Below are 15,675 nucleotides of genomic sequence, written 5' to 3' on the forward strand. Positions count from 1 at the left end.
GCGACTAGCTCAGTTGGTTCAGAGCACTTGGTTTACACCCAAGGGGTCAGGGGTTCGAATCCCTTGTCGCCCACAAAGTTCACTTTAATGTGAGCTTTTTTTATACAGAAATTGATTTATTAGGGCGACTAGCTCAGTTGGTTCAGAGCACTTGGTTTACACCCAAGGGGTCAGGGGTTCGAATCCCTTGTCGCCCACAAAAGTTCACAGAAATGTGGACTTTTTTTATGCGCTATATTTAAGTGATTAAAATACATTAGTTAAGTTAGAGTTGCTGAAATCTGTTTATTAGAATTGAATGTAACCCACAAAAAAAATCCACATGTAAATGTGGATTTTTTTAATATTAAAGTGTAATAGAACTTTAGTTTTATTTAGTCGCTTTATCTACAATAATTCTATCGGCTCTGTTTGCAACTTCCCAAGCTGTGTAAAACACTAATTTTGTTCGTGTTTCTAATAAGTCGTATTCTATTTTATCTGGTGTGTCTGATGGTTTATGGTAATCAGCATGTGTACCATTAAAATAGAAGATAACGGGGATGTTGTTTTTAGCAAAATTATAATGATCAGATCGGTAGTAAAAACGATTTGGATCATTATCGTCGTTAAACTTATAGTCTAATTCTATTTGTGTATATTTTTTATTTGCCTCTTCTGAAATGTTATGCAAATCGCTACTTAATTTGTCGCTACCTATTAAATAGATGTAATTTCTTGTGCCTATAGTTCGTTCTGGATCAACACGGCCAATCATATCAATATTTAGATCTGCTACAGTATTTTCTAGAGGGAATATTGGATCTATATCTGTATAGTACCTAGATCCTAATAAGCCTTTTTCTTCACCTGTAACATGTAGAAATAGAATAGAACGCTTTGGTCCATGACCTGCTTTTTCAGCAGCTTTAAATGCTTGTGCTATTTCTAATATTGCTACAGTACCAGAACCATCATCATCAGCTCCATTATATATTTTACCATTTTTAATTCCTTCATGGTCTAAATGTGCAGATATTACAACTATTTCATCTGGTTTTTCAGAGCCTTTAATAAAGGCAACAACATTTTCAGAAATAACATTTTCAGATTTATTTTCAATTTCTAAGTTAATGTTGTTTTTAATTTCTTTTGGAGTTGAATCTTCAGATATTGAACTATACAAGGCTTTACCTAGTTTTTCATTTATCATTAGCATAGTAATTTCATCATCATTAGTTTTTAATGATAGTCTGCTTTCTGTGTCTGAAGCGATTTGTCGTTGGAAAAATGGAGCGTATTTTGAAAATAAACCTTCGTCCATATATAGAATACCTAAAGCGCCATTGTCTTCTGCAGCTTTCTTTTTATTCGCTAATGATTCTCGTCCATTTGTCCATTTAGTTTCATCTGTATTACCTGAAGTCATAAAATTACCTTCAGCATCTTTTGGTTCTCCAGCTTTTGCTAAAACAAATTTTCCTTTTACATCTATATCTTTATAATCCGAATAGTTATCATCATCAATGCCATAGCCAACATAGATAATACTCTCCATAGAGGTTTTTAGATTTTTTGAAACAGCTAAAACAATTTGTTCTTCAAAGCTTTTATACGCTATATCATTTACGGTTAATTTTGCTTCAGAAATTTTCTTTTTTTCTAAATAGACTTCTTGAAAATAATCATCTCCTTCTAATGGTGTGCCAATACCCATTGCCAAATACTTTTGCTTTAAGTATTCAATAGCCATTTTTTGTCCTTTTTCACCTGTATCCCTTCCTTCAAATTCATCTGAAGCAAATTTGTAAAGCATAGTCTTTAATTCGCCCTCAGAAATTGTTGAAGCATATGCTGAAGGATCTATTACTTCAGTTGTATCTGGTTTTGTAGTATTAGTATTTTTGTTAGACGTGCCACAACTGGTTGCTATTACTAATGCAAAGCTTAAGAATAGTATTTTTTTCATATAAAGGAAGTAAATAAATTTTGTGATTTTTAAAATTATGTTAGCCTTAAATCTACAAAATAGAATAGGCATTGAGTTTAGCTTTAATGTATTTAACAAAATTTAACATCAAAGGATGCCTTTTTGCAATCGTGTTTTAGAGTTAGCTAAATACCAAGCAGTAGCAAAAACTAATTTTGTGCGTTTTTCTAGCAATGTATAATTAATCTTATCTTCTGTATCAGTAGGTTTGGTGTAGTCTACATGTTCGCCATTAAAAAAGAAAATCACAGGGATGCCTTGTGATGCAAAATTATAATGATCAGAACGGTAATAGTATCTATTAGGATCAGTATCTTTATTATAGGTGTAATCAAGATTAAGACCTGTAAATGTAGCGTTAGCCTTCTGTGCAATAAAATGGAGTTCGGTACTTATTTTGTCTGCTCCGATGATATATATATAATTTTCATTGTCTTTATGTTTGTAATCTACACGACCAATCATATCAATGTTTAAAGTTGCAATTGTATTTTGGAGGGAGAATATTGGATTCTCTGTATAATATTTAGAGCCATATAATCCTACTTCTTCAGCTGTTACATGTATAAATACAATACTTCGTTTAGGTTTATAACCATCTTTAATGGCTAAGTTAAATGCTTCTGCTATTTCTAAAACGGCTGCTGTTCCAGATCCATTGTCATCAGCTCCATTATAAATTTCACCATCAATTATACCTTCATGATCTGAATGTGCTGAGATGTATACATATTCTTCCGGGAACTCAGAACCTTTAATAAACGCTATAATATTTTGAGAAGCATTTAAATCATTTGGTAAGGCCTCTTTTGGTACTTTTTGGTAATAATTAGGATGAGATTCTGGTGCGCTAATATTTCGATTTTCATATTGCTTTCTGATGTAATCACAAACTTGATTATGGCCTTCTTCTCCTGTTTTTCTACCGTTGTATTTATCGGAAGCGACTTCTTTAAGATGTACTTTTAGATCATTTTTGTTTATAGTATTCAAATATTTTGTAACGATAGGTTCATCTTTGTAAGTGATGCTATTTTTTAAATTATTGATTTTTTCACTATGTCTTATGGTGGCGCAAGACCCCACAAGTAAGAGTACAGATGCAAAAAGTATTTTCATTTGTAACTATTTGATTTAGCCAAAAGTAAGATAAAATGATTTATTGTTTTCTTACAATAGCTTAGATTTTTAAATCTTATTTATTTTAAGACCTTTTCGATTTTAAACGTTTAGAAGTTTTTTTATTTTGACTTGTTAATAATGGATAATATATCTTTTTATGATGTTTGAAGAATATCTTTTTTTATGTATAATGAATTTATTTTGTGTTGTATATCAGCTTATTAGTTATATCTAGTAAAAAAAGGTGTAAAAATATTTGTCTAAATGAAAAAGGATTGTATATTTGCACCCGCATTCAGGGAATACCTGATGAGACATCTGGAGAAATGGCAGAGCGGTCGAATGCGGCAGTCTTGAAAACTGTTGAGGGTCATACCTCCGGGGGTTCGAATCCCTCTTTCTCCGCATTAACCCTTATAATCGTAAGATTGTAAGGGTTTTGTTTTTTATAGATATTATTATTATTATATCTGAACTATACTATTTATAGATCTAATATGAATGGTATTATAAACTCCTTCTTTCTTATATATAACATTAGGTATAGTGTTTATTTTCTTCTTTACGTATTGTATCCTTTAAAATACAAATACTCCACTTTCTTAGTTTTGGTATGATTAACTAAATCTATATTTTAATTGTAAACATAATTTTTGAGATTGATTCAATATACCCATTATTGGGTATTGTATTAAAAATATTACTAAACTAAGTTTATAGCTTCATATTAAGGGGTGTTAATATCGTAGAATTTATGGTAACTATTCTATGTATTCTTTTTTAGTTTGTTTTGTTATTCTATTCAATAGAGCTTTTTTATTGATTTATAGAGTGTGTAATATTAATCGTGTACATATGTTTAAAATAAAACTTCTTATCAGCTTTTTGTTTTTAATTACAATGAGTCTTTGCTTTGCTCAGAATAAAATTTCTGTTAATATTTCTGGTGAGGAAACGGCTAATAGTGGGACGTACACGTATACTGCTAATGTAGAATTTAGGTTTGCAACAGAAGGCTTGTTAGTAGATGTTATAGTGTATAGAAAAGTTACTAATTTTAAAATTACATCTTACAAATACAACGGTATTAATGCAACAGAAGTAGGGGTTTCATTTCCTATCCGTATAGATAATTTTACACGTAAAGCCACGGCTGATATTCAGTTTTATAAGGGAGTTACTACTTATACGGCAAAAAACCTTCAGCCTAATGGATCAGATTATTTGTCACAATCTCAATTGAGTAGTTTGTTTAATACTTTTGGTATTGACCCTAATAAAAGAGATTGTATTACTTGTGATGCTATTAGTGAAGTTAAAAAACTAGGTATTAGAGCATATAATACAAAATTAGAAAGTGTTGAGTATTTAGATCAATTTTCTCGTATAAATGATGAGATAAGTGACTTAATAAAAGCGAAAGCACAAGCTAAAATAGATAAAGAAAAAATTACATCTTTAAAAAATGAAATTAATGCGTTAGGTGCTAGTAATGAGGATCTAATAAATAAAAAATCACTTTATAATACGTTAGATATATTAGATAAAAATAACAGCTATAGCAATCAGATTTCAAATATTGATACCCAAATGAAACGGGAGTTAGAAGTTGAGAATAGCGAAAAATTAGCACAAGAACAAAAAAATAAAGTAGCTGAAAAGATTAAAATTACAGATAACAAAAGGCAAAGCGAAGTTGCACGTTTAAATAATTTAAGACAACAACAACAGTTAGAGTTAGAACAAAAAAAAGCAGAATTTCAACGTAAGCAACAAGAGCAATATCAGAAAATTCAGGCTCAAATTGCCGAAAATAAAAGAAAAAGTGAAGCTATAAATCAAGCAGCAGATGAAACAGGTGAGCAATGGGCAAATGGCAATTATATAGAAGGTAGTAAACACCTAATGAATGAATTTGCAAAACAGGGTAATAAAGATGGTGTGATAGCTACAGCAGCTGTTGGAGTTGGTTTAGAAATTTTTAGTGCTATAGCAAAAAATAAGGAAGCAAAAAGAATAGCAGAACAAAAGCGACAGGCAGAATTACAAAGGCAAAGAGAAATTCAAAGAAAACAAGAAGCAGCGTTAAAAGCACAAAAACAAGAGTTTTATAGTTTGGCTAATACTATTAAACAACAAAAAAACGCTATTTTAAAGAAACGTAAATCCATAGCTGATACTCGTACAAGTTATGAGTTAACTTATGATGTAAAGACTCAAAATCATGAACCTATATATTTTTATTTTATTGAAATTAAACAAGGTTATGATAATTATAACGAAAATATTCACTTTCCTAATACTATAGAAGTTGATATACATGAAAGTCCAAAAGTGGTATTTTCTCCAATTATTGCTGTACATCCTAAAAGCAATGGAGAATTTGATTTTCTAAAAAATATCCTTTCTGATATTGAATCTAAATTCCATACAAATCCTACGTCTACATATATTGTTTACAATTGGGAGTCTAATTATGATCTTATAGATCAACATTATAATCAGAATATACAACTGGTTTCTAACTCTTATTTTGAATTGATTTTTCCAGATGACTTACTAATTGATTTAAATAATAAAAAGAATCAAATAACAGGTATAAGTTATTGGGGAGATAAGAATAAAGAGCATGTTTCAGATTTTAAAGATGAAGCTGGTAATTTAAATTATTGGAAAGAGGAAGATCAGAAACAAGAAGAAACCAGTGAGGAGTTGAAACCAATAAAGGATAATAAAGCAACTAATTATTGGGGTAAAGTCATAAAAGTTAAAAAAGAAGAGCAAAACTAACCAAATATAAACTTGAAACTATTGTCATGAGATTTATTAAAAACACATTACTATTATTAATTTTATTTAGCGCTAATATTTCAATTTCACAGAATATGAATATTGCTAAAGGTTATTATAACAAAGCCAAAGAATCTTATGCTACAAATAGCTTTACCAAATCACTTGAATATATAGAAAGCACAAAAAAAGAGTTAGGTAACACAAATCCAGACATAACTTATTTAGAAGTTTTAGTAAGGTTTAAAATTGATAAAAAAGACAGTCTTATTAAATCTTTATCTTATATGTTTCTTGAAAATGCAGATCAAAGTGATGATAGAATAGAAGAAGTGAGTCTTATAGTTATAGAGCACGAAGAAATAATAAATAATGAGCTTGCTATTAAGCAGAGAATGTATAATACAGCTATAACTAATGGTAGTGTAGATCAAATTAGAGCATATATTAATAAGTATCCTAAGTCAGAAGAGGTTGGTCGTGTTAAATTGGCTTTAGAAGAAAAAGAGACTCAATATTATAATACAGCATTAAAAATGGATACGGTAAAGTATTATGAAGATTATTTAGATCTGTTTCCAAGAGGTGTTTATAAAGTTCAGGTTAATAGTAAATTAAATATAGCGAAAGAAGTTGAATCTTATAATAAAGTTAAAACGAGTAGTAGTATAGATTTTATAGAAGGACATTTAAAGATTTACCCACAATCTGAGCATAAAGAAGAAATCTTAGAACGATTAGAAGCTTTAATGATAAATGAAGCTAATACCGAATTTAAAAATGAGAGTAACCTTCTAGCTCAAAGAAGTTATAATGATTATTTGAGAAAATTTCCTGAAGGAAAGCATGTTCAAACAACTAATGATAATCTTGATATAATTCAAAAAAGAATAGATAAACAAAACAGAATTGATAATATAACTTCTGCAAATTATTTTATGCTTACTTATGCTACTGATGAAACCTATGGGATACAATTTGGTAAGCTGAGTCAGAATAAAGTCGGAACGTATCTTAATTTAAGTGGTAATGAATCTGTTTCAAAATTAAAATTTTCTGCTGATCAAGAAGCCGATTCAGTGGGGCAAAGTATATCTGTATTCGAAGAGTCAATACTTAAAGCTAGTTTTGGATTAACTGTTAAAATAGTAAATCCAATTTGGGTTTATGGTGGAGGAGGTCTAAAGTATAGGGAGTTTTTTTTCGAAGATGAGGGATGGGAAATAAAAGACTTAAAAGGATTCTTGTTTTATTATGAAACAGGTATTCAAATTAAGATAGGTAAAGCTTTAGCTTTAAAAGGAGGAGCATCATTTATTGATGGAGAAACATATATTCAAGCGGGAATTGGTATTCTTACTCGAAATTGGTAATCTTATTTGATTAAACGGACTATTCTAAAAAGTGCGTTAGTTCAAAACATTAGGGTTAAGTTATTTTTATGGCTTAATCCTGATGTTTTAATTTAACTAAAAATTGATTTAATATAATTCTCTTAGTACTGATATGTAATTAATCGTTGTTTTAATCAATGTAAATCTTTAATTAGCGATTTAGAATAGTTAATAAATATCTTTTAGGGAACGATACTAAATCCTGTATTTATCTCTCTTAAATATAGCTAATAGCTCGCTTAGAGTTCTATTTATTTGTTATTTGCTTTTTTGTATACTCTTATCAAATTAAACATCAGCGCACAAAGAATAACCCATATAAATCCAGCAATAAAACCTCCAATAATATCTGAAGGAAAGTGTACACCAAGGTATATGCGGCTTATTCCTATACTGATTATAATTGAAATCAATAATGTAATTATAATTGATTTTAATATTAGATTAATTTTAAAATGAAAGAAGAGGTATATCAAAAACCCATAAAAAGCCATTGCAGCCATAGCATGTCCGCTAGGATAGCTAAGTGTTTCTACGGTGACTAAATGTTCTTGATTTGGTCTTGATCTATTTATTATTCTTTTAAGGATTAAATTTGAGCTTAAAGCTAAGGCCATAACAACAATGAGTTGAATAACATATTGCCAACTCTTAAAAATCATGAGAAATGTTATTATACAGAGTATAAAAGCAATTAAATAACCGTATACATCTCCTATATCAGTTATAAAAACAAAGTATTTTGTAAGTGTAGGAGTTCTATAAGAATGTATATATTCTATTACGTTGGTGTCAAATTGGGCTAACGTTGTCGTTTTTAAGTTCTCGGTTAATTCAATAAATAAATTTATTCCACCAACTACAATAAGTATTGCTATTAATGAAATAGTTAAATAAGGTAATCTAACATTGTATTTCTTTAATAAGCTAACTAATGACTTTAAGTATTTACTTATTATTAATTTAATTTCATTTTGCATGATTTTTAAAAACTAGCTAGAAACAAACTGTATTTATAGAATTACAGTTTGTTTATGATTTTTGGTTTATATAGTGTCTAGAATACGTTCTAAAGCCATACCTCTAGACCCTTTAATTAATACTGAGGTATTGTTAAGTTGAAGTGATTTTAGTAGTTCTTTTAGATCTTCAAATCTTCGAAATTTATGAAGAGAACTTTTTGTATTAGTATCGTAGAAGTTATTACCGATGATATAAATATTTTCATCAAAATTCAATGTTATAAAATCTACAATTGACTGATGTTCTTTTGCTGCTTCAGTACCTAATTCAAACATATCACCTAAAAATAAGTATTTATTTTTGGCATCAAATTGTTTAAAATTTTTAAGTGCCGCTAACATACTTGTTGGATTAGCATTGTATGCATCTAAAATAATTTGAGTAGTTCCTTTATTAATAATTTCAGATCGGTTGTTATCTGGTTGGTAATTTTCTATACCTTTTTTTATGTTTTCAGAACTTACTTTAAAATGTTTTCCAATAGCGACTGCTACGGCGATATTTCCGTAGTTATAATCACCTATGAGTTGACTTTTTATTTGAAGGTCATTGTAAACTAAAGTAACATATGGTTTTGCTTCTTTAAATGTAACAATACAATCATTTTTTTCTCCGTTACCAAATTTTATGATTTTAGAGTATGCTCCAATTTGTTTGATTTGTTTGTTATCATCAGTATTAATGAAAGCTATTTTTTTATTAGATATTATATAATTGTATAATTCTGATTTAGCTTTTACAACACCTTCAACACTTCCAAAACCTTCTAAATGTGCTTTGCCAAAATTGGTTATTAAACCATAGTCTGGTAATGCTATGTTGCATAAAAATTCAATTTCGTTTAGGTGATTAGCTCCCATTTCTACAATTCCGAAATCTAGATCTTCTGTGAAACTTAGTAGGGTTAGTGGAACTCCAATGTGGTTATTTAAATTACCTACAGTAGCTTTTACCTTGTAGGTTGTTTTTAAAACGGTATTGATTAATTCTTTTGTTGTTGTTTTTCCATTACTTCCTGTTAGGGATATAATTGCTATACCTATTTTTTTTCTATGAAAAGTAGCGAGTTCTTGTAGTGTAGATAGTACATCTTTTACAAGTATACAGTTGTCGTTAATTTTGTATTCAATATTATCTATAATACAATATTTAGCGCCACCGTCAAATGCTTTTTGTACAAACTGATTACCATCAAAATTATCTCCTTTAAGCGCGAAATACATACAGTTTTGCTGTAGTTTTCTAGTGTCTGTAGATGCAATAGTACAGGTTTTGAAATTATTGTATATCTCGTCTATTTTCATGTGTTTATAGTTAAAATTTTGTCTGCCTGAGTTATGCTTTCTATTACCGTTTTAGTGTCATTCACACGTCTTTTTTAGACAGGCTAGTTTTGAGGTATAAAAATAAAAAAGTCCTGATATAATTATCAGGACTTTTTTAAATATTATTTAAAGTTTATTAGTGACTTCTTTTTCCTCCTTGTTCACTTTTAGAACCTACTCTAGAAACAGCACATCTAAAACCAATATAGTCAGTAGCCATATCTTGTGGGAAATAACGGCGTTGAGCTGGGTCAATCCAGTATGCTCTATCTCTCCAAGAACCACCTTTGTAAACTCTTACTTCATCATTAATTAAAGATGTTCTACTGTCAGATTGATCATATTCTCTGATCATTTTTCCTTCTGTTGTATCTACTTCAACTCTATGTTTAGGTGAGTTATACATTTTACTAGTTTCTTGTTTTGTCCCTTCAGTTTCGTCAAAACTTTCTCTGTAGTAACGAGAAGAGCTCTTATCTCCATCTCTAAAGTTTCTGTTATCACTTTGACTAAAATTAGTTCTTAAATAAGTTTCTTCTTCATCAACAGGAACTCTAGCAATTTCACCTGGTAAATCTCTAGCTACAATTTTACCATTACTTAATGTATCGTAAACAATATCATCAACAGTTACAATTTTCACTGTTCCGTCTTCGTTAATTGCATTTTTAGTGTATACGTTACCTCTATAGTAGTTGAAGTCATTAAATTCATCATCAACTATAGGTCTGTAAACATCGGCAACCCATTCTGCAACATTACCAGCCATATCGTATAAACCGTAATCGTTAGGTTCGTAAGTTTTAACTTCTGCAGTAATATCAGCTCCATCATCAGACCAACCTGCAATCCCACCATAATCACCTTTACCTTGCTTAAAGTTTGCTAATTGATCTCCACGATTTACACGTTTTCCAGATCTTGTATATTGTCCATCCCATGGGTATTTTTTACGACCTCTATAAACATTATAGCTACGTAATTCACTCATTCCTAAAGCTGCATACTCCCATTCAGCTTCGGTAGGAAGTCTGTATTTTACAGGGATTAATCCAGATTCTCTATTCGCATAAGTGTTAATAGGGTTTCCTTCTGCATCTGTTTGTGGTCTTCTTTGTCCTCCTTCTAATACTTCAGTATTACCACCATATGTTTGTGATGGTGCATTAATATAAGTATCAGTGTTGAATGTGCTTTCTGCACTTACATCAGTGTATTGTGCATCTCTTTTAATATAACCAGCTTCTTGTAAAGATAATTCTGCTACACGGTCAGTTCTCCAATTTGCATATTCTACAGCCTGAATCCAACTAACACCTACAACAGGATAGTTAGCATAACCTGGATGACGTAAATAGTTTTCGGTCATCATTTCGTTATAACCTAATCTGTTTCTCCAAACTAAAGTATCAGGAAGTGCTCCTTTGTATATTAAAGCATAATTTGGATCATCTGGTGGGTAAACATTCTTCAAATAATCTAAATAAAACAAATAGTTTACGTTAGTAACTTCTGTTTCATCCATATAAAATGATTGAATATGCTGTTGATTTGGAGTATTGTTCCAATCGTGCATTGGGTCATCTTGTACTTTTCCCATTGTAAATGTTCCACCTTCAACAAAAGAAGTTCCAGGAGGCGTTTCTTGTTCCTTGAATTGGGTATTGTACTGAAAACCACCTTCTCGGGCGTTTATTTTCCAGCCTGTGGCACTATCTACATTGCCAGAATTAGAAGAACGGTTGCAGCTCAATATTGAAGTACAAATCGTTATTGCTATTAAAAATTTTAGGTTTGACACATGTTTCATATCCATACGTTTAAATAAGCTCGTTTAATTTTAGAGTCGCAATATAACAATTAAAGGTAAACTGACAACTTTTTTTTTTATCTAAATTAAAAAAAGTATGCATTTTAACCTTTTTATCGTGCAGGATATCGGATATTTTACAATTTACCGATAGTTTTTGCTCAATAATAACGAGGAAAGAAATGATTTATTGTTGTATTTTTGGAATAAAAATTACGTGGTCATAATATCGTGCTTTAAAAGTCGTTATTATTTAGTGAAATTACAGGTACCGTTGTCGTTATGATTATATCCTGATGGTTTTATTTGAGACTAAAACTGAAATGAATAAATGAAAAATTGCTATTTAATCTCTTTACTCTTATTTGGTATGCTTTGTTTTGGGCAACAAAAACAATTCAATATTAATTGGGGAGAAAATAAAATTCTTGAAACTGCTTATAATAAAATTGAAGTTCCTGCTTTTGATGATGATCATTTCAGTTATGACGATAATTATGGGTTAAAGTATTTTGCACAATGGGAAAGTGCATCTGGTCAAATTGATCAAAATTCTGTAACACTCTTTAATGTTACTTATGAAACTATTTCTTCTTCAGAATTAAAAAATTTAAATCCCAATCTTATTCCTAGTTCTCCTAAGTATGGGTTATATAATATTAATGCAAGAGGTGAATTATCAAACTATTTTGAAATAAGTCCTATTATTAAGGATAGAGGGGTTTATAAAAAAATCACAACATTTACTATTCTTTATAATTCATTATCTGGCCGTTCTGCTAACACTGTAATGGGGGTAAATGATATTACCAATTCTGTTTTAAGCTCTGGTCAATGGTATCGTTTTTATATTGAAGAATCTGGAGTTTTTAAGTTGTCTAAAAGTTTTTTAAGCAATTTAGGAATCAACACAAATTCTATAGACCCAAGGACCATTAAAATTTTTGGAAATGGAGGAAGGATGTTGCCATTAGAGAATTCTGAGAATTATCCTTTTGATGTTGTTGAGAATGCAATAAAATTTGTAGGTGAAGATGATGGTAGTTTTGATAGTTCAGATTACATTCTTTTTTATGGTGAAGGACCTAAGACTTATAGTGAAGAAAGTGATACGAATTTAAATTTATACACTGATAAAACTTATTACTACGTAAATATAGGTTCTGGAAATGGAAAGCGTATTCTTTCTATGCCCGAAATTACTGCAGCTGCTGATATTGAAATTACAACATTTCAGGATTATCAATTTTATGAAGTTGATGATTATAACCTTGCAAAATTAGGTCGTCGTTGGTTTGGTGATGATTTTGATATAGAAAACCAACGTACTTACGAATTTGAATTTCCAAATTTAGTAACCAGTTCCCCAGTAGACTTTAGTATTGCTATTGGTTCTGTTTCAGAGTTACCAACCACCATGGGAATTACAATTAATGGCAATTTAGCTACTACAATGTCTTTAGGAGTTATAACGCCAGGCTCTGTTTTAGGAACTGCTGTGTCTTATAATAGTCAGCAAAACATAAATACAGATGTTGTTACGGTTACTTTTGATTATAATAATAGCGGTAATCCTTCTGCAAATGCTTATTTAGATTATATCAACATTGAAGCGACTAGAAATTTAATATACGATAGCAAACAATTAGTTTTTAAAAATAAAGATGTAATTACTACACCTGGTGTTGCAGAGTATACTTTAACCAATGCTAGTCAAGTTGAAGAAATTTGGGATATCACAGATCGCTTTAATGTGAGTAATGTTATAAATTCAGATAACTCGAGTACTATGACTTTTAAGGCTCAGTCTGGTGAAGAAAGGTCTTATTTAGCCTTTTCTAATTCAAATGTGTTCACCCCTAAAACTGATTCTAGAACTGTAGTTTCAAATCAGAATTTAAAAGGAACAATATTTACGAATAGTCAAGGGCAATTTGAAGATGTTGATTATATCATTTTAGCTCCATCTCAATTTGTAACACAAGCAGAACGTTTAGCTCAAATTAATAGAGATCAGTACAGTCTTAACGTAAAAGTAATTGATTTGCAAACTGTTTATAATGAGTTCAGCACCGGTAGTCAGGATATTGCAGCTTTAAGAAATTTTATTAAATATGTATATGATAATGCTAGCGAACCGAGCAAGCGGTTAAAATACCTTTGTTTATTTGGTGATGGCTCTTATGATTATAAAGATAGAGTTTCTAATAATACCAATTTAGTCCCTGCATGGTATACCAATGAAAGTTTTAGTTTAACAAGCTCGTTTGTTTCAGATGATTTTTATGCCATGTTAGATGATAACGAAGGGAGTATGGCTATTAGTGATCGTATGGATGTTGCTGTAGGTCGAATTTTAGCCGAAAATGTACAGCGTGCTACTGAAATGGTGGATAAGATTATTTCTTATTACCAACCTGAATCTTATGGCAGTTGGAGAAATAATATTTTACTGATCTCAGATGATGTTGATGAAGCTTGGGAAGCTAGATTAGAGCAAACTACAGATGACTTAGGGACTACTATAGATGACGAAAAACCATTTTTTAATGTTGTAAAAATTCATTCAGATGCATTTGAACAAGAATCTTCATCTGCAGGGAATAGATATCCAGAAGTTAACGAGGCCATTAAGGATGCTATTGAAGTAGGAGCGCTAGTTGTTAATTATTTTGGGCACGGAGGAGAAGATGGACTTGCTACAGAACGGATTTTTGATAAGTTTGATTCTCAGGAAGTTAATAATATATGTAAGTATAATTTGTTTATAACAGTAACCTGTGAGTATACTAAATTTGATGACCCTAGTAGAGAAACTGCAGGAGAATTTACTTTTTGGAATAAAAACGGTGGTGCTGTAGGTTTAATAACTACAACGCGACAAATAATTGTTTCTGTGGGTGAGGCGCTTAATGAAGTGTTAGATGATTATTTATTCGCATTTGGGTCTAGTGACTATGTTTCTATGGCAGAAGCGCTGAGATTAACAAAAATTGATAATAATATTGTTGGTTCTAGTCAAAAAAGATTAGTATTCTTTATCGGTGATCCTGCTATGAAATTAGCAATTGCTCAGCCAGACATTAAATTAACTAAAGTAAATGACGTAGAGATTACCCAGTCTATAGATACACTAAAAGCTTTAAGTTATACAAAACTAGCAGGTGAAGTTGTTGATACAAGCGGAAATTTATTATCTAATTATAATGGAGTATTAACAGCAACGGTTTTTGATAAATTAATAGAACGACAAACTTTAGGGAATGATGCAATTAGAGATACAAACAATGAGCTTATAACAATGGATTTTACAACCTTGGGTGAAGTTATTTTTAAAGGTCAGGCAAGTGTTGTTAATGGGCAGTTTGAATTCGATTTTATTGTACCAAGAGATATCGGTATTCCTATAGGTAGTGGTAAGGTGAGTTTTTATGCGCAAACCGATAATCCAACTTCGGATCAGGCAGGATCAAATTTTGATATTCAAATAGGGGGTATTAATGAAGATGCACCCGAAGATAACCTGGGGCCAATCATTAATTTGTATATGAATGATGAAAATTTTGTTTCAGGAGGTATAACAAATGAGTCTCCTACTTTTCTTGTAAAGCTTCAAGATAATAACGGAATTAATACAGCAAGTGGAATTGGTCATGATATTACAGCAATTATAGATGGAGACGAAACAAACCCTGTGGTTTTAAATAATTATTATCAAGCTAATATAGACGATTATACTAACGGAGCGGTAAGTTATCCTTTTAGAGATTTAGAGCCAGGTTTGCATACTTTAACTTTAAAAGCTTGGGATGTTTATAATAATTCTTCAACAGCAGAAATTCAGTTTATGGTTTTTGATGAAGATGAAGGGTTGGTTATTAATAACGTTTTAAATTATCCAAATCCTTTTGTGAGTTATACAGAGTTTTGGTTTAATCATAACAGTTCAGATCCTCTAGATATTTCGGTGCAGATATTTACAGTTTCAGGGAAATTAGTAAGAACATTGAACGGACAAACAAGTGCAGACGAATGTTGTTACGATGGTTCTTCATCATTATCTAGAGATATTATATGGGATGGAAGAGATGATTTTGGAGACAAAATAGGAAAAGGTGTATATGTCTATAAACTAAAAGTTAAATCTAACCGTTTAAATAAACAAGTTGAAAAAATTCAAAAACTTGTCATACTATAATATTAAATTATATTTGCTATCGGATTAATTTTACTCATAGAGTA

At 30.5% G+C, this 15,675-nt stretch carries 8 protein-coding genes and 3 tRNA genes; 6 read left to right on the forward strand and 5 right to left on the reverse strand.

Annotated elements, in window-relative coordinates; all coding sequences use genetic code 11:
- Both HSX10_RS08455 and HSX10_RS08460 read left to right on the forward strand, forming a co-directional pair.
- Positions 1-73, forward strand: a tRNA-Val gene (locus HSX10_RS08455).
- A gap of 49 nt (positions 74-122) precedes the next feature.
- Positions 123-197 (forward strand) — tRNA-Val (locus HSX10_RS08460).
- 173 nt (positions 198-370) lie between these two features.
- Here HSX10_RS08460 and HSX10_RS08465 read toward each other — a convergent pair.
- Positions 371-1,948: a M28 family peptidase gene (locus tag HSX10_RS08465; RefSeq protein WP_173587786.1), complete on the reverse strand. Its 1,578-nt coding sequence runs from the start codon at positions 1,946-1,948 to the stop codon at positions 371-373.
- Positions 1,949-2,056: 108 nt separating this feature from the next.
- Positions 2,057-3,088, reverse strand: a complete 1,032-nt coding sequence (locus HSX10_RS08470; protein ID WP_173587787.1) for a M28 family metallopeptidase — start codon at positions 3,086-3,088, stop codon at positions 2,057-2,059.
- A 323-nt stretch (positions 3,089-3,411) separates the two neighbouring features.
- Between HSX10_RS08470 and HSX10_RS08475 the strand changes: the two genes are divergently transcribed.
- The 3 genes from HSX10_RS08475 to HSX10_RS08485 all read left to right on the forward strand — a co-directional run bounded on the left by HSX10_RS08475 (position 3,412) and on the right by HSX10_RS08485 (position 7,254).
- Positions 3,412-3,496: transfer RNA gene (locus tag HSX10_RS08475), tRNA-Ser, on the forward strand.
- Between the two features lie 450 nt (positions 3,497-3,946).
- A complete protein-coding gene (locus HSX10_RS08480; protein ID WP_173587788.1) occupies positions 3,947-5,881 on the forward strand; it encodes a cell envelope integrity protein TolA in 1,935 nt (644 codons plus the stop codon).
- Positions 5,882-5,907: 26 nt separating this feature from the next.
- A complete protein-coding gene (locus tag HSX10_RS08485) occupies positions 5,908-7,254 on the forward strand; it encodes an outer membrane protein assembly factor BamD (protein WP_173587789.1) in 1,347 nt (448 codons plus the stop codon).
- A gap of 272 nt (positions 7,255-7,526) precedes the next feature.
- Here the strand turns inward: HSX10_RS08485 and HSX10_RS08490 are convergent, their stop codons facing one another.
- The 3 genes from HSX10_RS08490 to gldJ form a co-directional block, all read right to left on the reverse strand.
- Positions 7,527-8,255, reverse strand: coding sequence for a phosphatase PAP2 family protein (locus HSX10_RS08490; RefSeq protein ID WP_173587790.1), 729 nt, complete (start codon positions 8,253-8,255; stop codon positions 7,527-7,529).
- 66 nt (positions 8,256-8,321) lie between these two features.
- On the reverse strand, positions 8,322-9,602 hold the full coding sequence (locus HSX10_RS08495; RefSeq protein ID WP_173587791.1) for a UDP-N-acetylmuramoyl-tripeptide--D-alanyl-D-alanine ligase: 1,281 nt from the start codon (positions 9,600-9,602) through the stop codon (positions 8,322-8,324).
- 157 nt (positions 9,603-9,759) lie between these two features.
- Entirely contained in the window at positions 9,760-11,439 is a 1,680-nt protein-coding gene (gene gldJ / locus HSX10_RS08500) for a gliding motility lipoprotein GldJ (RefSeq protein ID WP_173587792.1), read from the reverse strand.
- A 325-nt stretch (positions 11,440-11,764) separates the two neighbouring features.
- Between gldJ and porU the strand changes: the two genes are divergently transcribed.
- Positions 11,765-15,631: a type IX secretion system sortase PorU gene (gene porU, locus HSX10_RS08505; protein ID WP_173587793.1), complete on the forward strand. Its 3,867-nt coding sequence runs from the start codon at positions 11,765-11,767 to the stop codon at positions 15,629-15,631.
- Positions 15,632-15,675: the final 44 nt, after the last annotated feature.

Source organism: Winogradskyella undariae (assembly GCF_013285155.1).
GTDB lineage: Bacteria > Bacteroidota > Bacteroidia > Flavobacteriales > Flavobacteriaceae > Winogradskyella > Winogradskyella undariae.